Source organism: Variovorax sp. LjRoot175 (assembly GCF_964253805.1).
Lineage (GTDB): Bacteria > Pseudomonadota > Gammaproteobacteria > Burkholderiales > Burkholderiaceae_C > Variovorax.
Genome location: NZ_CAXURY020000003.1, coordinates 122,675 through 145,758, shown reverse-complemented (window position 1 = coordinate 145,758; position 23,084 = coordinate 122,675). Strand labels below are relative to the sequence as shown.

At 62.5% G+C, this 23,084-nt stretch carries 16 protein-coding genes and 2 pseudogenes; 10 read left to right on the top strand and 8 right to left on the bottom strand.

Annotated features, from left to right (window positions below; translation table 11 throughout):
- Positions 1-6 precede the first annotated feature (6 nt).
- The 6 genes and pseudogenes from ACSQ89_RS38465 to ACSQ89_RS38440 form a co-directional block, all read left to right on the top strand.
- Positions 7-981 (top strand): Bug family tripartite tricarboxylate transporter substrate binding protein, encoded by a 975-nt coding sequence (locus tag ACSQ89_RS38465; RefSeq protein ID WP_436297402.1) that lies wholly within the window; start codon positions 7-9, stop codon positions 979-981.
- Between the two features lie 37 nt (positions 982-1,018).
- The gene (locus tag ACSQ89_RS38460) at positions 1,019-1,678 is read left to right on the top strand and encodes a hypothetical protein (protein WP_436297401.1); all 660 of its coding nucleotides are present in this window, start codon (positions 1,019-1,021) and stop codon (positions 1,676-1,678) included.
- Positions 1,679-2,784: 1,106 nt separating this feature from the next.
- On the top strand, positions 2,785-3,894 hold the full coding sequence (locus ACSQ89_RS38455) for a TRAP transporter substrate-binding protein (RefSeq protein ID WP_436297400.1): 1,110 nt from the start codon (positions 2,785-2,787) through the stop codon (positions 3,892-3,894).
- Positions 3,807-6,926, top strand: a complete 3,120-nt coding sequence (locus ACSQ89_RS38450) for a bifunctional diguanylate cyclase/phosphodiesterase (RefSeq protein WP_436297399.1) — start codon at positions 3,807-3,809, stop codon at positions 6,924-6,926. The genes ACSQ89_RS38455 and ACSQ89_RS38450 overlap by 88 nt, the downstream gene beginning before the upstream one ends.
- A gap of 297 nt (positions 6,927-7,223) precedes the next feature.
- On the top strand, positions 7,224-9,932 hold the full coding sequence (locus tag ACSQ89_RS38445) for a diguanylate cyclase domain-containing protein (protein WP_436297398.1): 2,709 nt from the start codon (positions 7,224-7,226) through the stop codon (positions 9,930-9,932).
- Between the two features lie 551 nt (positions 9,933-10,483).
- A pseudogene (locus ACSQ89_RS38440) lies at positions 10,484-12,031 on the top strand (PHA/PHB synthase family protein); the annotation flags it as partial.
- Here the strand turns inward: ACSQ89_RS38440 and ACSQ89_RS38435 are convergent.
- The 8 genes and pseudogenes from ACSQ89_RS38435 to ACSQ89_RS38400 all read right to left on the bottom strand — a co-directional run bounded on the left by ACSQ89_RS38435 (position 12,015) and on the right by ACSQ89_RS38400 (position 17,671).
- Positions 12,015-12,689, bottom strand: a complete 675-nt coding sequence (locus ACSQ89_RS38435) for a GntR family transcriptional regulator (protein ID WP_436297397.1) — start codon at positions 12,687-12,689, stop codon at positions 12,015-12,017. The pseudogene ACSQ89_RS38440 and the gene ACSQ89_RS38435 overlap by 17 nt on opposite strands.
- Positions 12,690-12,870: 181 nt before the next feature.
- Positions 12,871-13,116 (bottom strand): ketopantoate reductase family protein, encoded by a 246-nt coding sequence (locus ACSQ89_RS38430; RefSeq protein ID WP_436297396.1) that lies wholly within the window; start codon positions 13,114-13,116, stop codon positions 12,871-12,873.
- Complete coding sequence (locus tag ACSQ89_RS38425; RefSeq protein ID WP_436297395.1) at positions 13,025-13,645, bottom strand: ketopantoate reductase family protein; 621 nt, start codon at positions 13,643-13,645, stop codon at positions 13,025-13,027. The genes ACSQ89_RS38430 and ACSQ89_RS38425 overlap by 92 nt, the downstream gene beginning before the upstream one ends.
- Positions 13,646-13,673: 28 nt before the next feature.
- Positions 13,674-13,787, bottom strand: a pseudogene (locus ACSQ89_RS38420) (ketopantoate reductase family protein); the annotation flags it as partial.
- A gap of 70 nt (positions 13,788-13,857) precedes the next feature.
- On the bottom strand, positions 13,858-14,937 hold the full coding sequence (locus tag ACSQ89_RS38415) for an ABC transporter ATP-binding protein (RefSeq protein ID WP_436297394.1): 1,080 nt from the start codon (positions 14,935-14,937) through the stop codon (positions 13,858-13,860).
- Positions 14,924-15,730 carry an ABC transporter permease gene (locus ACSQ89_RS38410; RefSeq protein WP_436297393.1) on the bottom strand — a complete coding sequence of 269 codons (807 nt, stop codon included), beginning with the start codon at positions 15,728-15,730 and terminating at the stop codon, positions 14,924-14,926. Before ACSQ89_RS38410 ends, ACSQ89_RS38415 begins: the two co-directional genes overlap by 14 nt.
- Positions 15,731-15,744: 14 nt before the next feature.
- Positions 15,745-16,617, bottom strand: coding sequence for an ABC transporter permease (locus ACSQ89_RS38405; protein WP_436297392.1), 873 nt, complete (start codon positions 16,615-16,617; stop codon positions 15,745-15,747).
- A gap of 4 nt (positions 16,618-16,621) precedes the next feature.
- On the bottom strand, positions 16,622-17,671 hold the full coding sequence (locus ACSQ89_RS38400; RefSeq protein ID WP_436297391.1) for an ABC transporter substrate-binding protein: 1,050 nt from the start codon (positions 17,669-17,671) through the stop codon (positions 16,622-16,624).
- A gap of 538 nt (positions 17,672-18,209) precedes the next feature.
- Here ACSQ89_RS38400 and ACSQ89_RS38395 point away from each other — a divergent pair.
- From ACSQ89_RS38395 to ACSQ89_RS38380, 4 genes are read left to right on the top strand one after another with little or no spacing between them, the layout of a single operon-like run.
- Positions 18,210-19,337, top strand: a complete 1,128-nt coding sequence (locus ACSQ89_RS38395; protein WP_436297390.1) for an FAD-dependent oxidoreductase — start codon at positions 18,210-18,212, stop codon at positions 19,335-19,337.
- Between the two features lie 40 nt (positions 19,338-19,377).
- Positions 19,378-20,247: an FAD binding domain-containing protein gene (locus ACSQ89_RS38390; RefSeq protein WP_436297389.1), complete on the top strand. Its 870-nt coding sequence runs from the start codon at positions 19,378-19,380 to the stop codon at positions 20,245-20,247.
- Positions 20,247-20,720 (top strand): (2Fe-2S)-binding protein, encoded by a 474-nt coding sequence (locus ACSQ89_RS38385; protein WP_436297388.1) that lies wholly within the window; start codon positions 20,247-20,249, stop codon positions 20,718-20,720. The genes ACSQ89_RS38390 and ACSQ89_RS38385 overlap by 1 nt, the downstream gene beginning before the upstream one ends.
- On the top strand, positions 20,717-23,083 hold the full coding sequence (locus tag ACSQ89_RS38380) for a xanthine dehydrogenase family protein molybdopterin-binding subunit (RefSeq protein ID WP_436297387.1): 2,367 nt from the start codon (positions 20,717-20,719) through the stop codon (positions 23,081-23,083). The genes ACSQ89_RS38385 and ACSQ89_RS38380 overlap by 4 nt, the downstream gene beginning before the upstream one ends.
- Position 23,084 lies beyond the last annotated feature (1 nt).

The following is a 23,084-nucleotide window of genomic DNA, read 5'->3' as shown; positions in this document are numbered from 1 at the left end:
ATGCAAATGAAGACTGCCTTGAAACATGCGCTGTGTGCCCTCTCGCTCGCGATGACCGGCTTCGCTTCAGCGGCCGATTACCCGGACAAGCCCATCCGCATCGTGGTTCCCTACCCGCCCGGCGGCGCATCCGACACGGTGTCGCGGCTTATCGGGCAGCAGCTTTCGCTGCGGCTCAAGCAGCCGGTGGTCATCGAGAACAAGCCGGGCGCCACCGAACAGATCGCGGCCAGCTTCGTTGCCAAGGCAAGCCCGGACGGTTACACGATCCTGCTGGCCTCCACCGCCGGGCTGTCGGTCAATCCCACCCTCTACAAGGGACGGCTCGCCTACGACCCCGAAAAGGACTTCGCGCCGATCACGATGGTCGTGACCCTGCCCAGCGTCGTCATGGTCCACCCTTCGCTGCCGGTCAATTCGTTCGAGGAACTCACGGCGTTCGCGCGGTCTTCTCCGACACCGATCAACTATGCGTCCAGCGGCGCTGGCAACCCCAGCCACCTGGGCATGGAGCTGTACAAGCGGGTGGCGACTCTCGACATGACACATGTGCCCTACAAGGGTGGCGCGCCCGCGCTCCAGGACCTGATGTCAGGTCAGGTGTCGGTGATGATGGCCATCGGTCCGGAGTCGATGCCGATGGCCAAGGCGGGCAAGATGAAGGCACTCGCCATCACCACGGCGAAGCGCTCGAGCGCCTATCCCGGGCTGCCCGCGGTCTCCGAAACCAAGGGCTTCGCCAACTTCGAACTGCTGCACTGGTTCGCCCTGCTTGCACCCGCGAAGACGCCCGACCCCGTCATCACACTGCTGAACAGAAATGTGAACGAGATCTTGCAGGATGCAGACGTCAAGAAGCGTCTGATCGAGATGGGCATGGAGCTCGAAGGCGGCTCGCCCCGGAAACTGGCCGAGACGGCCAAGCGGGACCGGCTCAAGTGGGAGAAGGTGATCACCGAATCGAACATTCGGATCGACTGATCCGCTGCCGATCGACATCAACCGAAAGAGAGCTGACATGGTTTTTTCTGGCAAGGGCATCCTGATCTCGTCGATGGAAGTGGCTCCGGACGAGGAAGCCGACTTCAACGAATGGTTCGACCGCGAGCACTTGGCCGAGCGAGTGGCGATCCCTGGTTTTCTCGAGGCGCGCAGGTATGTATCTACTGGCGCCCCTACCCGGTATCTGCAGGTCTACAACACCACCGATTTCGATGTGCTGGACGGCGCGCCTTATCGGGTTGCCTTGGCGAATCAGACCGTCTGGTCCAACCACCATATTTTCCGATTTATCGCGCCGACGCGCGTGGTCGGACGCTTGGTACACAGCGTAGGGGTCGCGCGCGGCGTCGCAGTCGCACTCATGCGACTGCGCCCGTCGGGCGATCCGGCCATGATGCCGCTGCTTGCGAGCGTTCTGGACGTGCTCGATCATCCGGGCACGGCTTCGATCCACTTCGTCGAAGCCGATGCCGAGCTCTCCAGGCCCGTAACGGCGGATTCGAGCTATCTCGGCGGAGAAGACTCCTACGTGCTCCTGGAATGCACCAGCGAGGCGGCTGCCGAGCCAATCGTGGCCCAACTGGAAATACCAGTGCAGAAGTACGGAGAACTGATCGACGCGCGCATTTTCCGGTACCGCATGGATATCAGGGCATCGGCGCTGGCGGTGCGTTAGGGCGCGCACATCATGATCGTCTATATTGCCTACATGTTCGTGCCTATCGTCACGGCTCGGACGGAAGGCTCGACCTCTGCGCTGGGCAGAGGACCAGGTCGACGTCTCCGGCGAAAGTGCATTGCCTAAATCGCCTTCAGCCACAGAGTTCCGTCAGCAGTCTGAAAAGTGTCGTCGCCGATCCGACGAACGATCCGTCCCGTCGCCGGCGGCGAAGCTGCTGCTCACGCATCTCGAAGGATTGGCAGCCGCACGCGCGAAGTGACGCTCCGCGCGTGCGGCTGCGCGAGCCCCAGTTCCGCGATCACGCTGGCACGCGCATGTTCATCGTGATGGTGGCCGCCGGAGTTGCCATCGCTGTGCCTCGGATCCAGGAGCTGGACCGGGCAACGATGCGACATTTCTAATTGGGCCAAATGCGACATTACTATTTGGGGCCTACAGGCAATAGCTCAGCAAGCCTTGTTACGTTGAATCCGCCGACTCAGGACAAAAACGGCCGCGTGAGAATGGCCAGCGGACCGTCACCATGACGACGCGGCACTGGCAGGTCTTGTCGGCGTCCGGCAAATGCCGAACACCATCGCCAGTGCGGGCTGGGTGGGCACGACAACGGACATGGGAAGTCCCATATGTTGAATGTCGCCACGAACGACTGAACGCCAACCTTGCGTTGCATTAGTGTGCGAATGCGCTCAGGCGCTTCAAGGCCCTCAATCTGCCCATCATGCCAAAGGCCGAGACCAGATGACTGATGCGGCCGCGCGACTCCACGGCGACGACCTGTGTCATCACCATGCCAATACCGCCGATTAGGCGCGCACATAGTGAGCCGACGCTCCGATATCAAGAAGCTGACCGACAGCGCAATCATCGACTTGAAGGTCCGACGCGCGTTAGAACTTTCTCGTGAATCATGGATCATCAAGCGCGCCCGGTGGGCGGGACACGACCCATGCGCCTCAAAAAGAAGATCGTAGGCGAAACGCTATACCTGTTGTCAGTCCCGACGCCGAGACAGAGCCAATGCGAGCTTGCCGCAGGCAGTTGCAATACGGCCTCTGCAAAAAAATGCACGCGGGCCCTGCAAGAAAGGCTGGTCGCAGGTGCTCGAATTGCACCATCATTTCGCCATGGCCTTACGCAACTACACGCTCCACCGACGATGCACGCTTTTGGTTTACTTGGGCGCGCTGGTGCTGAGCCTCGCGCCCGCGAGCGCTGCCGCGCAAGCTGCACCTGCACAGCGGCTTCGCGTCGTCGGCGGACTCGCCAGCGTGAGTCAATACACGCTGCACGAGGAGCCCTTCTGGAACCAGGAGCTGGCCCGCCTGAGCGGCGGCAAGTACAGCGCAAGCATCGTTCCGTTCAACCAGGCCGGTGTTCCCGGACCGGAAATGCTCCACCTCATGAAGCTGGGGGTGGTTCCGTTCGGCACGGCGCTGCTGAGCCAGATCTCCAACGACCATGCCGAGCTGGGGGCACCGGACCTGGCGGGCCTGAATGCGGACATGCCATCGCTGCGGCGTGTCGTCAGTGCATTCCGACCGTATCTGGAGAGCACCTTGCGCGAACGTCACGACGTGGAGCTGCTCGCGATCTACGTCTATCCGGCGCAGGTCATCTTCTGCAAGCAGCAGATGAAGCATTTGACCGACCTAGCGGGCCGGCGCATCCGCGTCTCGGGTGCCGCGCAGGCCGATTTCGTCCGGGCGCTGAACGGCACGCCGGTCTTCACCGAGTTCTCAGAGCTAATGTCCAACATGAACTCGGGCAACACGGACTGCGCGATCACCGGCGCGATGTCGGGCAACACCCTGGGGCTGCATCGCGTCACGAGCTCTATCTACACGATGCCCATCAACTGGGGGCTTGCAATTTTCGGCGCGAACAAGGATGCCTGGAATGCGCTGCCGACGGAACTGAAAACGCTGTTGCGACGCGAGCTTCCGAAGCTCGAGGCCGCTGTCTGGACCGAGTCAGCGCGCGAGACCAGTGAGGGCGTGGCGTGCAACACCGGTGCCGCCGCATGCGCACCCGACAGGAGAGGCGCGATGGTCGAGGCGCGCCCCTCCGCAGAAGATCAACAGCGCGGGCGGGAGATCTTCGCGACGAAGGTATTGGCCAAGTGGCTGCAGCGCTGTGGCTCCCTCTGCGCGCAGGTATGGACCCAGACCGTCGGACCGGCGACGGGAATCAAGGCGCCGGCACAGTGAACAGGCGCCTGCCTCGCCGCACCACCGCATTCATCTACGGTGTGGCGACGCTGTTTCTCCTCGGGATCCTTTCGAGCGCCACCATCATGACATGGGAAATGCGCAAGAAGGCGATCTCCGACAGCGAGCGCCTGGCGATGCGATTCGTGAGCGGATCGGAAGCCGCGCTCAATCGCGGCCTGCTCAGCATCGACATGCTCCTCGCCGCCCAGGGACAGTTTCTGCAGTCGTCCACTGCAGCTACAGTGGCAACGAACGCGCTGAGACCCGACGCCTTGCAGCTGCTGGATGCGGTCGTGCGCCAGAACCTGCTGGTGCGGCACATTGCTCTTCTGCGGCCGGACGGCGCCGTGCTGTCGTCATCCGATCGACGGCGAGACAAGCTGACGATGCAAGTGCCCCCTGAGTTCCTGGAGCGCGTTGCGGCACAGTCAGTCTCGACGCTGGACATCAGCACGCCGACGATCAGTCAGTCCAGCTCGCAGCAGGTGCTTTACTTTGCCCGCAGCATGCGGCTGTCCGACGGGAGCAGGATCGTGGCCGTGGCCGAAGTGCCGACTTCCCTACTGACTACGATCCTTACGCAGGGTGCTGACATCAAGGGGCTGCAGGTCACGCTGGAGCGCAATGCCGGGCCGTTGCTGGCCAGCGTGCCTGCGCACGACGATCGCTCGGGTCGCGCCATCTTGCCGGCACTGAGCGAGCAGACCAGCGACGGACGCGCCATGCGAATGGCCGCGCGCCTCAGCGGCGAGCAGGCCATTGTTGTTGCACGTCCCACGCTGCACCGAAACCTGCTGATCGTCGCGAGCATCCCCCTCAGTTTTGTGCTGGAAGACTGGCGCGCGCAGCGCTCGTTCATCCTTGGAACGGCGCTGAGCTTTGCGCTGATGATCCTGCTGGTCAGCTGCTTCGCCCACCTCCAACTGCGGCGCCTGTGGCGCTCCAGCGCTCAGCTTGTGCGCTCGAAATCAACATTGGACCAGGCGCTGGAGTCCATGGTGGATGGCTTCGTGCTGCTCGATGCGCAGGATCACATCGTGACCTGGAACCGGCGCTTCCTGAAAATCTTTCCCTGGGCCGAGGCGACGATCGCTTCGGGCCTGCCATTTCAGTGCGTCATCGACCAGACGGCCGCGCGCCTGGGCCGTGGGGGTCCCGAGAGCCAGCGCCACGCAGAGGGCGGCGCGGAGTCGGCTCTGGCCAGCGGGGCGCAGGGCGAAGAGGAGATCATCCTGCCCGGCGGCCAGATCATCGTCTGCATCAGAAGCCGCACACCCGACGGCGGGCTCGTGTGCGTGTATCGCGACGTCACCGAGAAAAGGCGGCATACCGCCGCCATCGTGGAAAGCAAGGCGCAGTTGCAGGCGACGCTGGATGCGTTGCCAGACCTGCTGCTGGAAGCCGGGCTGGATGGGCGTTGCCATCTGTTCCATGCGCCGCGCGCCGCGCCCTCCGTCGTCGACGCCCAGGACCCCGTCGGCAGGCTGCTGAGCGAGTTCCTGCCCGCCCAGGGCGCGGCGGAGGTGATGGCAGCGCTTCACGAAGCCCACACGGTGGGCTTTTCTCGAGGCCGCCAGTTCGAGCGTCCCGCCGCGCAGGGAGCGACATGGTTCGAGATTTCGGTGTCGCGCAAGTACCTTGACGAGGAGGAGGAACCGCGCTTCATCGTCATCCTGCGCAACATCACCGATACCAAGCTGGCAGCCCGGGAGATCGAGCACCTGGCGTTCTATGACGTTCTCACGGGCCTGCCCAATCGTCGGCTCTTGCTGAATCGGCTGGGGGGGGCCATCGACGCCAATGCACGACATGGCCGGCACGGCGCCCTGCTGTTCCTGGATCTGGACAACTTCAAGCTGGTCAACGACGCCCATGGCCACGAGACGGGCAACGTCCTGCTCAAGCATGTGGCGACGCGACTCAACGCCAATACGCGCAATGGCGACACGCTTGCCCGGCTCGGCGGCGACGAGTTCGTGATGATGCTGCAAAGCCTCGGCGAGGACCCGGACGTGGCGTTGCGGCAGACCGCGGGCGTCGGCGAGGCGATGCTCGCCGAACTCAGCCAACCCTATCTCCTTGGCGCCCACCAGTACCACGGCACCTGCAGCATGGGGGTCACGCTCTTCGATGGCCAGCAGCAGTCGCTCGAAGCACTGCTGAAGCAGGCCGACATTGCCATGTACTACGCCAAGACTGCCGGCGGAAACGCCATGCGCTTCTTCGAGGCGCCGATGCAGGCCACGATCACGGCTCGCGCGACGCTCGAACGCGAGTTGCGCTCCGCGCTCGCGGGTGATCAGTTCCTGCTGCACTACCAGTCCCAGGTGACCTCGAGCGGTCAGATCGTGAGCGCGGAGGTCCTGCTGCGCTGGCAGCACCCGACGCGAGGCATGGTGCCGCCCTTCAATTTCATCGACCTGGCCGAAGAGACCGGGTTGATCGTGCCCTTGGGTTTGTGGGTCCTGGAGGCAGCATGCGAGCAGCTGGAACGCTGGAGTCATCATCCCGGTCGGCGAGACTTGGGGCTGGCCGTCAACGTCAGTGCGCGGCAGTTTCGGGAAAGCGATTTCGTGCAGCAGGTCCGGGAGGTGCTCAGCCGAACGGGCGCCGACCCGACACGACTCAAGCTCGAACTGACCGAAAGCCTCGTACACGACAACGTGACGGACACCATCGAGAAGATGAAGTCGCTCGCTGCGATGGGCATCCGCTTCTCGCTGGACGATTTCGGCACGGGCTATTCGTCACTTTCCTACATGACGCAGCTCCCGCTGAACCAGATCAAGATCGACAAGTCCTTCGTCCAGAACATCGGCATCGATCCCAAGGTCGAATCGATCATCCAGACCATCATCGGCATGGCGCGCAACCTAGAGCTGGAGGTCGTGGCAGAAGGCGTTGAAACGCGACAGCAGCTCGGCTTTCTCGAGAAGCATCGCTGCACGCTATTCCAGGGCTATCTGTTCAGCAAGCCGGTGCCGCTGCCGGAATTCGAAGCCCAGCTCGACCTCGAGATGGTGGGATGAGCTCAGACCGCCGCGGGCCGATTTGCAACAGGAGCAGCTTCGGCCGCTGGGGCGGCCGAAGCCGGTCAACCAGGAGCGCCGGAGTGCAGGAGCTCGGACCTTGATGCTACTTTGCGTATGGATCCGGAACCATCGTAGGGCACTCGACGGGACTCATGCCTGGGTGTCATGGCCTTTGTGGTCGCAGGAGCCCCTGCAAGCCGCGCAGATCGAGGAAGGTCTCGCGCGGGACGCGATGGAGTGCTGGCCGCCGTGCCGCAACGCGCGCATCACCATGAAACCTCCCTGTGTAAGAACATGCGCATCAGCCTGAACACGCGCCTCAGCCTCGGCGTCGCTGCGGTGGTACTCGCAGCCACGCTGGCGGTTGCCACGGTCGCATTGCACCTGGTCAAGTTCAGCAGGCAGTCGTCGATTGCGAACGAGCAGTTCGCCCGCGTCACTGCGATCGCCGACGCGGTGGACCAGAAGTTCGTCAGCCGCCGAACGCTGCTGAAGACCCTCGCCGATAGCACGCGGTCGCATGCCTTCGCCGATCCCGAGGCCTTGCAGGCCTTTCTCGGAGAGCACGCAGCGCTGCGGGAAGCCTTCGCCAATGTCGCGTTCTTCGATACCGACGGCCGGCTGGTCGCAAGCCTCAACGCCTCGCCTCATATGGGACAGGTGAGCATCGCGGATCGGACGTACTTCAAGGAAACCGTCGCATCCAAGGCGGGCAGGATTTCGCAGCCGTACAGCAACCGCCTCAACGGCCAAGCCCAGGTTGCAATCACGCAGCCGGTGCTCGACCGCGCCGGGCAATTGCAGTTCGTGATATCCGGCGCAATCAACCTGGGAGAGCGCAACTTCCTGGGCGAGCTTGCAGACATCAAGTTCGGCGCCGCCGGCTACCTTTTCATCATCACCACCGACGGCATCGTGATCGACCATCCTCGCAAGTCGCTCATCCTGACGCAGTTCAACGCCGATGGCGGCGAGGACAGCGAGACCGACCAGGCGCTCGCCGGCTTCGAGGGCACGGCCGAAGGGTCCAACCGGGCAGGCCTGCGGGGTCTCTATTCGTTCAAGCGCATCCAGCAGACCCCCTGGATCGTCGGCGCCATGTATCCGCGCAGCGAAGCCTTCGCGCCGATCGAAGCCGTCGCGCGGGTCGCATGGGCCGGCGCGCTCACCCTCTCCCTGCTCGCAGGGGCACTCGGACTGGCGTTCGTGCGGCAGCAGCTCAGGCCCCTGGCCGAACTGCACCTGCACATGCGCGTGGCGCAAGACGATCACGTGTCGGCCTCGCGTGCGCCGCCCACCTATGCCCATGACGAGATCGGCGATCTGGCCCGCACCTTCGACCAGCTGATGCAGCAGCAGCGCGCCGGCGAGGCACGGCTGCGCACCATCACGGACAACATTCCGGCGCTGGTCTCGCATGCGGACGCTTCCCTGCACTACACCTTCGTCAACGCGCAGATCAGGGCACTGCACGGCAACGAAGGGCTGATCGGAAGATCGGTGGCCGAGGTGCGGGGCGCGGAGGAATTTGCCGTCGTCGAGCCTCACTACCGCCGCGCACTCGCGGGGGAGACGGTCGTCTTCGAAAAGAACGGGGACCCGGCACGCGGCCTCGGCGATCGGACCCACAAAACGCACTTCATCCCCGACCGGGACACGGGGGGGACGGTCCAGGGCATCTTCGCGATGACCTTCGACATCACGGATGAAGTCAACGCCCAGAAGGCGCTAGGTGTGCAGGAGAAGCGGCTGCGAGACATCACCGACAGCATCCCTGCGCTGGTCGGGTACTTCGATCGCGGGGAGAATTGCCTCTACGGCAACAGCCGGGCGCGGCAGATGGCGGGTCTTGGCGACGGGACGCCCGGCGGCGTGACCCTGCGTTCTTCCGTGGGCGATGCGGTGTACGCGCAACACGAGCCACACCTCCCCAGCGTTCTCGCTGGCAAGCCCGTGCGTTTCCCGGTGCATGCCCCGCTGCACGGCAAGGACCGCTACTTCCAGGTGAACCTGATCCCGGACAAGGATCTGGAGGGAAGGGTGTTGGGCTTCTACCTGATGACCTTCAACATCACGGCACTGAAGGAGGCGGAACTGCGGGTGATTGAAAGCGAGACGCGCCTGCGCACGATCACGGACAACATGCCGGCGCTGATCACCTACATCGACCGCGACCAGAAGATCACCTTCGCCAATGGCACCTACCGGGAATGGCTCGGTGTGGAACCCTCCACCCTGGTGGGCAAGCACATCCAAGACATCGCCGGCCCCGATCTCTATCTCGTCCGCAAGGCAACGATCGAGCGGGCCTTGGCGGGCGAGCGGGTCGAGTTCGAGGCCGAGACCAAGCGCGGGGATTTCGATCGCATCACGCACGTCATCTACGTGCCGGACATCGGCGCAGACGGGAAAACCCACGGCATCTTCTCGCTCAGCCTCGACATCACGGCGCTCAAACAGGTGGAGCGCAAGCTGATCGAGCTTGCCCGCGTGGACACGCTCACCGGCCTTCCGAACCGGCTTGCTTTCAACGAATACCTGTCCAACGCGATCGCGCGCGCCAAGCGTACCGGCAGCGCGCTCGCCCTGATGTTCCTCGACGTGGACCGCTTCAAGTCCATCAACGACACGCTCGGGCACGCGAGCGGCGACGAGGTGCTAGGGGAATTTGCAAGACGCCTGCATGAGAGCGTGCGAAGCTCGGACATGGTGGCGCGCCTGGCGGGCGACGAATTCGTGATCGTGCTCGAGGACATCAACTCGGAGGATGCTGCGGCGCTGATAGCAGGCAAGATCGTCGAGGGGATTCGCGAGCCGGCGTTCCAGGTCGACGGCCAGCTGCTGGAGGTCACAAGCAGCATCGGGGTTGCCTTCAGCCGCCCTGGCGAGGGCCCGCTTACGGCGGCAGAGTTGCTGGCGCAAGCCGACGCCGCGCTCTACAACGCCAAGGCGGCGGGGCGCGATCGCTTCGCAATGGCTCGCAGTGCCGCGCATGCGGCTTAGACCGGCAAGGCACGAGATACTGGGACTTTTCGCTCTTGCCGCATGGAGCATACGCTGATGATCGCTCGGTTCCCTCCACGGACGGTGCGGCAATTGGGCTTTGATCTCCAGGAGCGTCGAAGCAGCGAGGGCGATGCGAATCCCGGGAACGTACCTGGCAGCGGGGCTACCAGAGTGGCAGGCGAGCGTTGGCCATGGCGGGAGCCTGTCCGGGGTGATCTCGGTTTTCATGCACTTTGTGGCGCCCCGGTTCCGCAGCCCTGCCGGGAAGCGCAGAATTCCGGTGCTTCGTCGCTGGCTACCCTGGCCCGGAGCCAGAACCGCAAGAGACCCCCGTGTCCAGCTACCACCTGCGTTTCGTCGGCGCCGACCGGCTTCCTCGGACCCTGTCCGAGTTCGATGTCGCCCGGTTCTTCAGCCTGCTGCCCGACGAAGCAAAGGAGATCAGGGAGCGATTCAGGGCGGACCGGGGCGCCACAAAGTGCATGAAAACCGAGATCACCCCTCATAGACCTGCGCGAGCGCCGAGACATTCGCAAGAGGAGCGAAACGTGACCTTGCCGTTCAACATGCCGGATGAGTTCGTGCAGGGCTTCCTGAAGCTCGGGCAAAGCCTGCTGCCATCAGCCCAGCAGGCCTGGGGCTCGCCCAGCGAGAGCAACCTTGCACGGCTGGTCGGGCTGCAACTGAACCACTTCCAGCAGCAGGTCATGCTGTGGTCGCAGATGATGAGCGGCGCCGGCGCACTTGCCGAGCCGCTCGTTGCGCCCGATCGTGGCGACCGGCGCTTTCACGGCAGCGACTGGCGCGAGAAGCCGGTGTACAGCCTGATCAAGCAGAGCTACCTCCTCAACTCTCGGCTGATCCACGATGTCGTCGAGACCTCCGGCCTCGATGATGCGGCCAAGTGCAAGCTGCGCTTCTACGCCAACCAGCTCATCGACGCCATGAGTCCGGCGAACTTCACGGCCACCAACCCCGACGTGCTCAAGCTGGCCATCGAGACCCTTGGCGAGAGCCTGCGCGCCGGACTCGCCAACCTGCTGGCCGATCTGCGCAACGGACGCCTGACGATCACCGACGAGAACTCCTTTGAAGTCGGCCGCAACGTCGCCGTCTCCGAAGGGTCGGTGGTCTTCGAGAACGACTTGTTCCAGTTGATCCAGTACGCCCCGCTGACCAAGCAGGTGGCGGCACGCCCGCTGCTGATCGTGCCGCCTTGTATCAACAAGTTCTACATCCTCGACCTGCAGCCCGAGAACTCGTTCGTGCGCTATGCCGCCGAGCAGGGGCAGACCGTTTTCCTGGTGTCCTGGCGCAACACCGATGCCAGCTGGGGCCACCTCACCTGGGACGACTACATCGAGCGCGGCGCCATGAAGGCGATCGCTGTGACGCATCAAGTCAGCGGTGCAGACAAGGTCAACGCCGTCGGCTGGTGCGTCGGCGGCACGATCCTGTCGTCTGCGCTGGCCGTACTGCGCGCTCGCGGCGACGTGTCCGTGGCCAGCTTGACCCTGCTGACGACACTGCTCGACTTCCGTGAGCCCGGCGACCTGGGCGTGTTCATCGACGAGCAGGGGGTTCGGCAGCGCGAGCAAGCCATCGGCAAGGGTGGCATCTACCCCGGCGCCGAGCTCGGCTTCGTCTTCCAGACACTGCGCGCCAACGACCTGATCTGGCCCAACGTCATCGACAACTATTTGAAGGGCAAACAGCCCGAGGCCTTCGACCTTTTGTACTGGAACGCCGACGCCACCAACCTGCCTGGTCCTATGTACTCCTGGTACCTGCGCAACATGTACCTCGAGAACAATCTGCGCGTGCCGAACAAGCTGACGGTGTGCGGCACGCCGGTGGACCTCGGGCGCATCGACGTGCCGAGCTTCGTGCTGGCGACCAAGGAAGACCATATCGTGCCGTGGCGCTCGGCCTACGCGACGACGCAGTTGGTCCGGCTGCGCGTCGCAATCGTGCTCGGCGCCAGCGGCCACATCGCCGGCGTCATCAATCCTGCGAGCAAGTACAAGCGCAGCTACTGGAGCGGTGGCCAGCAGCACACCGACCCCGAAACGAAGTGGTCTACTCCCGAACACCAAACACATCGCCATTCCCAAGCGTTTTGGTCGACAGCAGCGCATGCTTTCGCAACGCGCTTGCAAACAGATCCGCACGATCACGCTCGCCCAGCGCAAGTGCCAGGAGGTCTTCGTGGCTCGCAACGAATTGGGCGCTCCAGCCCGGTGCTGCAGCCGGAAGGCGGCGGAAGTATCGGCTCTGCTGTTGTTCCAGCCATGCCTGCACGACCAGCAGGCGCTTCAATTGGCTGCCTGCAACCATCGCCGCGTGGAACTGATGATGGGCATCAAAGAGCGCAGCGTGATTTTCCGGTATTGCCAAGTCGGCGGTTGCCCTGCGACGCAGGCGCTCCATCGCGGAAATGAGATTGATCTCCCACTCTTCGTCCTTGTGCAGCATCGCATCCATGGCAGCTTCGCTCTCGACGATTCCGCGACTGACTGCAATGTCGATCAAGTCTTCCAACGTGAGCGGCGGGACACGGAAGCCGCGGTTGTTGGAAAGCTCGACCAACCCTTCGGTCTTTAGCCGCGACAGCGCCTCGCGCACCGGGGTCGCGCCCATCGTGTAACGCCGGCTCAACTCTTCAACGCGCAGCTTTGCTCCCGCCTCAAACACGCTGTTGACGATGTCGTGCCGCAAGCGTTGCTCGGCGACGTCCACTAAGCTGTCGTTCATCGCTCTGGTCTCCATCAGGGCTGCGGAATTTGCCTGGCTGTCAATGCAACGCGGGTGTCCGTCGGGCACTGGGCAAAGTTCAGGCGGAATTTATTTTTATCGACAAAACAGCATTGTAACGACAGCATGGCCTGATCGCCCAGGGCATAGGGCAGACATGCTGAGTCGGCGCGGACCGAGATCAGGTCCTGTTCAATGTGGGCCTTCCATCCCGAAATGGTTTGAGCACCGCGTAGGCAAGTTTGTGAATCGGCGTCGGAACGCCATGTTCCTTGCCAAGACGGACCAACTCGCCGCTTATGCCGTCCAGTTCCAGTCTCTTGCCTGCGTCGAGGTCAATTCGCATCGATGCCACGGCATCCGGTGGGAAGGACTTCAGGAACGCGAGGGTGTTCTCTGCGGTGCCTGCTGGAAGTTTGATCCCCACAGCGCTGCCCACGTCTGATCACCTCTGCAATCGACTGCTGCACGATCTCTACCAGATCGGGGTCGTGATAAATCACGCCCGCAGGCAATCTGGAAAGACAATTCATGGCGGCGCCCGTCGCCAAACCCACAAATTTCGTCCAGAGAACTTCATTGATGTCGGCTGCGATCCTTGCTTCGACGCCAACTGCCTTCCAATGTTCGACCATCTCTTCGACGACCGGCGGGAGTGCGCATTCCGGGTTGCCCAGGATGGCGCGCTCCGCTCCGCCGTAAGTCACTTCGGTGGCGGACAGCAGCTTGGTCACGGAATAGACAGACCCGATCGCAACGCGCCGGGCTGGCAACAAGGGCTTGAGCGTTCGATAGACGTTGATGCCATTCTGGATTGCGACCAGGGCACCGTTGGGCTTCAACGCCGCAAGCGCCACCTTGGCGCTTGCTTCGACGTCGTAGAGTTTGACCGCAAGCAGCACGACATCCGCAGGCTTGGCGTGTGCCGGATCCTCGACGACCTCGATCTTGTCCAATCCAAACCGAAGGCGGCCCGTGGCGACGATAGGCCCCGCGCCGCAGGGCCTCCAAACGCGCTCCGCGCGCGATGAAGCAAACATCGGCGCCGGCCTTCTGCAGCCACCCGCCGTATAGCAATCCGATGGCGCCTGCGCCCATCACGACAACCCGCATGTTCACTCTCCGGGAAATTGATGTAACGTTGTCGGCCCGCGTAATGCAGCCTGCGTTAGGCCGCCTGTTGATCCGCGATCATGTGCGCATCCCGCTTGTTCCAAGAAAGAAACACAGGCTGCCCCTTTACCCTGGGCTCAGCCGCCTCACTGGTCGCCTCGCGCACCGTCCACGTGACACCTGGGCTGCCCGCGAGTGCCACGCGATAGGTCGTGAATCCGCCCTCATAAACCCATGAGCTGATCGTCGCGGTGACTGGTTGCCCGTTGGCGGGTGCTTCGTCATGCAGGCGCACGCGTTCCGGGCGCACGTTGAGCAGATATCGGCCTGCTGCGCGCGTTTGATGGACTTCGGCGTCGCAAGGCTCGAGGGCGATACCGTCCAAGGTCGTCAAGTTCGTACCCAGCTTGACGGGCAGAAGGTTGGGCGACCCCACGAATTCCGCCACGAACTGTGTTTTCGGCCGCTCGTAGATGTCGCGTGGCGATCCGATCTGGATGATTTTTCCGCCTTGCATGACCGCAATCCGATCACTCAATCGAATGGCTTCCTCCTGATCGTGCGTGACGAACAGGGCGGTGATGCCAACAGACCGAATGACATCGCGCACTTCCTGTTGCATCTCATCGCGCAACTTGCGGTCCAGCGCACTGAAGGGCTCATCCAGCAGCAACAGTTTCGGGTCGGTGACAATGGCGCGGGCCAAAGCAACGCGTTGGCGCTGCCCGCCAGATAACTGACCGGGCATGCGTTCTTCAAAGCCGCCCAAGCGCACGCGTTCGAGTGCAGCGTTGACTTTTGGGGTTCGATCGCGCGGACTCAAACTCTTGCATTTCAAGCCGAATCCGACGTTTTCTGCAACGGTCATGTGTGGAAACAAGGCGAGCGATTGGAACACCATGCCGATCTCCCGCTCGGCCGCCGCCTTGTTGGTCACGTCATGGCCACCGATCAAGATTTTTCCCTCATCCGCGCTCGCCAGTCCGGCAACCATGCGCAGCGTCGTGCTTTTTCCGCAGCCACTGGGGCCCAGCAAGGAAAGGATCTCACCGGAAGGTACCGTGATGGAAATGCCGTCAACCACCGGATAACCATCGTAGATTTTTCCGACCTTCATCAACTCAAGCGCGGCCATGCTCTGCTCCGTACAGGTTTTTAAGTCCGAACATCCGCTCGAGAAGCAGCGCGGCAGCGACGGTCAAGATGACTTGTGCCGCCGATATCGCCGATATCGCCGGGTCAAAGTTGTATTGGAGATATGACAGAACGGCCAGCGGCAAGGTATTGGACCGGGCGTCCGCGAGGAATAAGGAAACGGGAACTTCGTCGAGCGAAATAATGAAGGCGAATACCATGCCCGCGATGATGCCGGGACGCGCAAGGGGCAGCGTCACTTCCAGCAGGATGCGCAGCTCTTTCGCCCCCAGCGTGCGCGCGGCTTCTTCAAGCGTATTGCCTTGCGTCATCAGGCATGAGTAGGTGGTGCGGATGACATAGGGCATGATGACCAATGCATGCCCAGCAATCAGCCGGCCGTGGCCAAGGTCGAAACCGGCAAGCGCGGTCGCTTCCAGAAGGCCGATGCCGGTCACAAGACCGGGCACAAGGACAGGTAAAAGCAGGACCATATCGACCGTGCTTTTCCAGCTTGAAGTCCAGCGGTTCAATCCGATGGCTGCAGATACGCCGACGACAGTTGCGACAAGGGTCGCACAGCACGCCACTAAGGCACTGGTCAAGATGCCCGAGCGGAATGAAGCGACCTCCCAAGCCGCTGTGTACCATTTGAAAGTCAGGGCTTGGGTCGAACTCAGCGCGGCGTCAAATCCAAAGGACACCGCCACGATCGCCACCAGCGGCAAGAGTATCCACACCAGCAAGATGACGACGACGGCGTTGAAGGAAATCCGAAGGAAGGAAGCATTCATCTCAAGTGAGAATCTCAAGTGTTCAAGCGCAGGGCCGCCAGACGCTTCCGGTATGGGGTCGTGAGCGCAGCTGTGATGGCGACAGTGCCGACAAGTGCTGCAATGAGGAAGATCATCGCCAGCCCGGCTCCGAAGCCCCAGTCGTAGGAAACGATGTACTTCTGGTAGATGAGCGGCGCCAGGGCGCTGCGTTCGCCGCCCATCAATGCCGGCGTAACGAAGGCCGACATCGCAAGCGTGAACGAGAAGGTGGCGCCAACGGCCACGCCCGGAATCGTCATCGGCAGCAGAATGTCGGCAAAGATTCGCCAAGCGCTGGCTCCGGCCATCTGCGCAGCTTCCAGAATTTCGTCGGTCACGCGGTCCAGGGAAGCGTGTATGGACAGGGCGGGGAAGGCGACGAGCAGATGGGTCAGTCCGAATATCACCGCACCCTCGTTGAACAGGAATTTGACAGGGTGATCGACCATGCCTACCTTCAAAAGGAGCGCGTTCAGCGCGCCCTTTTCACCCAGGACCAGCAACCAGCCGTAAGTTCGCGCAACCACGCTGATAAGCAGCGGGGCGACAACGATCATCATGAGCAGCATGCGCGCGCGTGGCCTGGATTTCCACAATTTCAATGCCAGCAGAAATCCGAGCACGAGCGTCAGCGCCGTGATCGCCAGAGACGACATCAGCGTGCGCGCCAGTACGCGGGGATAGAAATCATCGCGAAAAATGTCGAGGTAGTTCTCAATCGATAAATTCAGCGAGAGCTCGCCCGGCGAAGTTGCGTGATTGAAGCTGTTGACCGCAATCATCAGCAGTGGCAGCCCGAGCAGGACCACCACCATCAATAATGCGGGCGCGAGCAGGTAAAGCGCGCCACTGGAATGCCGGTTCATTTTGTCAGCGCGCGATGGTACGGTTCCACGTCTCGACGTACCTGCGCGTGTTCGGCAGAACCTTGCGCCAGTCAAAAATTATCAAACTTTCAAACGGCGTGACACGCTGAGCAGCTGTCGGTTTGAGCGCGATGTCCGGCCGTGCCGTGCCGCAAACGAGCTCATTGCAAAACGCGGTCTGGCCTTGCACAGAGAGTGCGAAGTCTATGAATTTCTCGCACTTCTCTGTGTGGGCCGTATTCTTTGCGATATGGAATGAGACCAGGGACGGGATCGCCCCCTCGGCAGGGCGTACGAAGCCTATCGGCTTGCCGGCGTCCTGCATGGCATACGCGCGAAAATCGGAAATCACGCCGACGATAGGTGCCTCCCCCGTGTCCAGGAGATTGGCGGCTTCGGTCTGATTCTTGTAGAAGCGCTTCACCCCGCCCCGAATCTTCTCCACTGCGGCGAGTCCGGGGTCGAGGTTGCTTTCGCTGCCGCCGTTCAGTTTGGCGCCCATCATCAACAATTCCCATCCACCGGGCGAGACGATGTCAGGCAGGGCAATTTGATTGGCGAAGCTTGGTGAGAACAGATCCGCCCAGGACTTGGGCGGCGCCTTGACGAGATCAGTTCGGTAAGCGATGCCGAAACTGACAAACTCGTGACCCACGCCTTTTCCGTCGTAGAGGTCTTTCAGACGGGGACGAACACTCTTCATGTTCGGGATTCTTTCCTCCGACAGGGGCTGCACGACATCTTCGGCGACAGCACGTACGGATTCCGGAAATCCAAGCCAAAGAATGTCGATCTCCGGCTTGCGCTTGTTAACGATGGCGCTGGTCAGCCACTCGCTCGGCGAGCCCAGCTTGGGTATCACCTTGATCCCCGTGGCCTTTTCAAACGGCTCAAGCAAGGCGGCACGGAAGGCACGTTCCGACGCTCCTCCATACATGGTCAAGACAATTGGATCGTCGGAGGCAGCCAGGCTGGCTCTCCCGCCCAATGCGAAGGCGCCCATTCCTAACAGCGCTGTGCGCCTCGTCTTCGAAACAATTTCTTTGCCTGTCATAAGGACTCCTGAGCGGTTGTTGAAGGAATGAGGAGGAAGTGACGATCAATGCCACCCAACAGTGCCACTTTGGTGCGGCGGGACGATCTTCATGAGGGGGCAAAGTCGGCCCGGGTACATCTCGACGGCAGTCGCTGGTCGGTGGCTCTCGAGTTCGCCCTGTTTTGGGTCATCGCGCGCGCTCAAGGTGCGCGCATCCCCGCCGCTTGCATTGCCCCGTGGGGCGCTTCTTCGCCAACACGAGGAGGGCCGGCATCGAGCGACAGGACCCTGCCCACGATGTCGCGCATCGGCCGGCCGTCGCAGCGAGCGTCTTGCACCGCTTCTGCAGGCGGACCGAACGCTGGCAAATCGCAGCGGGTGGGTCGGTCCAAGTCGGATTGTCATGGCGCTCGCCGCACGCAGGATTCGGGCCAGCTTACTCGACAAACTTCATAGTTATCGACAAAACTAGAAATCCACGATAACATGCTTGGGCGCCATAGGTAGAGCGACCCCGTCGGTCGCCCAGGTGCCATTCAGCACAAAGGACTCGGCGATGTCGAACCGCAAGGCATTGATTGCAGGAGCAGGGATAGGGGCGCTTGCCACGGGGCTCGCCCTGCTGAAACGCGGTTGGAAGGTGCAGCTGTTCGAGCAGAGTGACGAGATCCGGATCCTGGGCGCGGGCATCTACATCTGGGAGAACGGCCTGCGTGTTCTGGAGTCGCTGGGTGTCTATGCCAAAGTCATCGAAGGCGCCATTCCGGTTCAGCGGCGTGAGCGTCGCGGCGACCGCGGCGAGTTGATGGGCTTCGAGAGCATTTCGCAGAGCGGACGCTGCTACATCCCGCTTCGCCATTCCTTGCTGACGGCCCTGCGCGATGGGTTCATCGAGGCTGGTGGCGAGATCTCATTCGGCATACCAGTCATCGGTGCCGATCCCGAGGGTGAATTGAAATTCGCCAACGGCACGTCGCTGCGGGGCGATCTGATCATTGGTGCCGACGGCATCAATTCGCGCGTTCGCGACAGTCTGGGCCTCTTGCGCTGGCGCCGTTCAGTCGGTCAGTTCGGCTATCGCATCATGATCGATCGCGAGCGTTGGGAGGCCGACGATCCGGTGCGCAGCGTCGTCAGCGAACACTGGAATCGCGGGCGACGGCTGCTCTACGCGCCGTGCACGCGGGAAAAGGCCTATGTGCAACTGACGACGCTGCGGAGCGATCCGCTCTCCGATGCACCGTATGACTGTGGCGCATGGCTGGCAACCTTCCCTCATCTCGCCTGGCTAATAGAGCGCATTCCGTCGAACGGCAAGAGCGACTGGTTCGAGGTCATCCGTTTGAAAGCGTGGTCATCCGGTCGGGTGGCCTTGATCGGGGACGCAGCCAGTGCGCAACCGCCTTTCCTGGGCCAGGGCGGCGGTGTGGCCATGACCTCGGGGCTGGCCCTCGCACACGCACTGACGCGGCACGACGATGTGGCGGCAGGTATCGCCGAATGGGAGCGCGGCGAACGACCATTCGTCGAATGGGTCCAGTCCGTTTCAAGCTGGTATGGCGAACTGGCGCGCCTGCCGCCGAAGCTTCGCCGCATGGCGATCGGCGTCATCGTGGGCAACGAATGGGTGCGTCAGCGCACGATCCGCTGCGCCGCCATTCGTCCACCGGTTGGTGCCTCGTGATGCCTGCGCATGCCGTCGTCACCTACTTGGAGTGGGCCGCGTGAAACCCAGAGCTTTTCAGTACGAATCGGTGACGACGCTTGATGAGGCCTATGCGCTTCTTGCGAAGCACGGGGATAGCGCGAAGGTATTGGCCGGCGGCCAGAGCCTCGTTCCCATGATGAATTTTCGGGTGAGCTCGCCTGCTGTACTCATCGACATCAACCGGATTGACGCCTTGCGGCTCATCTCCGAGGACAACGGTGAACTGCGCATCGGTGCGCTCACGCGCCATCACCAGATGCAGACGAGCCTCTTGGTTGCGCGCCATGCACCCTTGCTGCGACTGGCGGTCGAGCATGTTGCGCACCTGGCCATTCGCAACCGAGGCACCTTTGGCGGCAGCCTGTGCCAAGCGGACCCGGCCGCGGAGTTTCCGTCTTGCGCTGTGTTGCTGGACGCCACGATGGAGATCGGATCGGCACGCGGCACGCGACTCGTCAAGGCGCGAGAATTCTTTCACGGGCCCTTCACGACGGCCGTTGAGGCCGACGAAATCTTGCTCGCCGTGCGCATCCCGAAGGCGTTGCCAGGCGCACGTTTCGCCATCGATGAAATCTCGCGTCGCCACGGCGATTTCGCAATCGCTGGTCTGGCTGTCAGCGTTTGTCCGCGCGCGGGAGAGGACGTTTTTGAATGGGTGGCGTTCGGTATTGCTGACCGGCCGCTATTGCTCAGCGCATTGCCAGCGCTCTGGGCGAGCCGCCGAGGCACACCCGATCGCCGCGCGCTTGCGCAAGCCATCGCCACCGATTTCGCGCCCCACGTTGACGATGGCGAAGAAGGCCAGTTCAAGCAACGCCTCGCAGCCGAGTTGGTCAGTCGTTGCCTGCAGTCCCTGTCCCAGCCCATACCGCACGGAGCCCCCTGATGGACGAATTTCATGCCGTCACCTTGACGGTCAACGGCCAGGTCCGGCGTTGTTCGGTCGCCGCGCGCACGAGCGCGGCGGACTTCATCCGCCATGATCTTGGCCTGACGGGCACCCACATCGGCTGCGAACACGGTGTCTGTGGCACCTGCACGGTGGTCGTTGACGGAGAGGTCGTGCGCAGCTGCCTGATGTTCGCCGTGCAACTGGAAGGCTGCGTTGTGGAAACCATAGAAGGTGCAACGCAAAGCGGACGCGTCCGAGGGCTACAAAACGCGTTCGTCGAGTGCAACGCGCTCCAATGTGGTTTCTGTACGCCCGGAATGCTGCTGACGGCGGCCGAATTCACTGCCAAGACGCCAACGCCGACGCGCCAGCAGATCCGTGACGCCCTGTCCGGCAACCTCTGCCGCTGCACAGGCTACGAAGCAATCGTGAACGCCGTCGAGCTTGATCTGCAGCGCAGGCCATGAATCCACATCAAACCAAGAAGTCTGGCATCGGGGCTTCCCGTCCGCGTGCCGACGCCCGAGTGCTGGTCGAAGGGCGCGGTCAATATATCGACGACGTTGCGGTTCAGGGAGTTCTTCACGTCGCCTTTCTGCGTTCCCCGTACGCCAAGGCCGAGATCCGATCGATCCGTGTTGACGAGGCAGCGCAATTGGCGGGCGTCGTGCGCGTCGTCGTTGCTTCCGATGTGGCACCGCATTGCAAGTCCTGGGTCACGTCCCAGACCTATCCCGGTCTGACCACGCGCGAGCAGACCTGCCTCGCCACCGACCGAGTCGTGTTCGTCGGTCAGCCTGTGGTTGCGGTTGTCGCGGAAAGCCGCGCCATCGCGGAAGACGCGGTCGAGTTGATCGAGGTTGAATGGGAACCCGAGGACGCCGCCTGCGAACTCGAATTGGCACTCGTTGACGGCGCGGTACGCGCGCACCGTGACCTGGACAGCAACCTTGCGTACCAGGCGCACCTGGGCGACTCCATAGACGATCAGACCTTTCGCCATGCCGCGCTGGTCGTCGAAGACAACTTCCGTTTCCACCGCCTCACAGGATGCTCGATGGAGACACGGGGCGTGGTCGCAAGCTATTTGCCAGGCGACGACAGCATCACCATCCATCAAAGCCACACGGCACCGCACCAATTGCGCTCGCTCTATGCGATGCACCTTGGCATTCCGGAAGGGCGCATCCGTGTCGTTTGTCCTCACATCGGCGGATCGTTTGGCGTCAAGATTCATCTCTATGCAGACGAGATCGCGACCGCCGCGATCTCGCGCTTGCTGGGTCGGCCGGTCAAATTCGTGGCCGATCGCATGGAGTCTTTCATCAGCGATATTCACGCGCGCGAACAGAACCTCTGGGCGCGCTTGGCCTTGGACCACGAGGGCAAGTTCCTCGCCTGGGAGGCGCGCTGCCTGCTGGCCATAGGGCCGTACTCGACGCACCCGGGTTCCAGCGTTCAGGAAGGCGACGAGGCGCTGCGCATTGCCATGGCGCCGTACATGGTTCCGCGTGTCAGCGGCGACCTCGACGTCGTCTTCCAGAACAAGACCATGGTGGGTCAGTACCGGGGCGTCGGCCATCCGATGGGTGCAGCCATTACCGAACACCTGATCGACAAGGCTGCAGCGCTGCTGAAGCTGGCGCCCGAGGAATTACGCCGTCGCAACTTGGCGCCTGACGACGCCTACCCGCTGGTGACACGCACGGGCGTGCCGCTTGAAGCGTTGTCGCATCAAAAATGTTTGAGCCGGCTGTGTGAGTTGATCGATCTTCCGGCGCTGCGCGCCGAGCATGCGGCGCTTCGCGTTCGCGGCATATACCGCGGCATCGGCTTCGCATGTTTCGTTGAACGCACGGCGACCAATGCGCCCACATCGGCGCACATACGCAAGGCCACTGCGCAGGACGGCATCACGCTGAATATCGACCCGTCTGGTGCTGTCCGATGCGCCATCACGGTCACGGACCAAGGTCAAGGCACGCACGAAGTCGTCGCGCAGATCGTCGCCCAAGGGCTGGGCGTGCCTGCCGAAACCATACGCGTGGTTTCGGGTGACAGCCAGGCCACGCCTTACGGTTCGGGGGTGCGTGCCTCGCGCGGCACGGCGGTCGGTGGCGAATTGGCGCTGAAGGCTGCGCGCGAACTTCGCCAAGTGGTGCTCAGCGCGGCGGCGGGTTACCTGAGGGCTTCAGTGGACGCACTCGATCTTCAGGGCGGTGTGTTTTCAGTCGCTGACTCGCCCGACCTGCGCCTGACGCTCGCTGAATTGGCGGAGGTCATTTACTTCAAGCCGCAGTTGCTGCCGCCGGGTCCGCAGATTAATTTCTCCTTGTCGATGCATTTGGGGCACGACTGGCCGTCGGTTGTTCCGACCAACGGCATCCAGGCCAGCCACGTTGAAGTGGACATCAACACCGGCTTCGTGCGGCTGTTGAAGCACTGGGCGGTCGATGACTTCGGCGTCGTCGTGAACCCTTTGCTCCTGTCTGAGCAAGTGCGCGGCGGCATCGCCCAAGGCATAGGTCAATCGCTCTATGAGGAATTGATTTATGCGGGGGCAGGGCAGTTGACGAACGGCACCTTGGCCGACTACCTCGTGCCGGTTGCCGGCGACCTGCCCGACATCGTCGTTGAGCACATCGAAACACCTTGGCCGCACACCAGCCTGGGCGCCAAGGGCGCTGGCGAAGCGGGTGCATCGGGTTCGGTGGGCGCGGTGATGAATGCCGTGAATGACGCGCTGCGCCCGCTGGGCGCCAGCGTGACCGACGTGCCGATGACCCCGGTGCGGATACTGAAGGCGCTGGGGCGTCTCCAGGCGCTTTGAG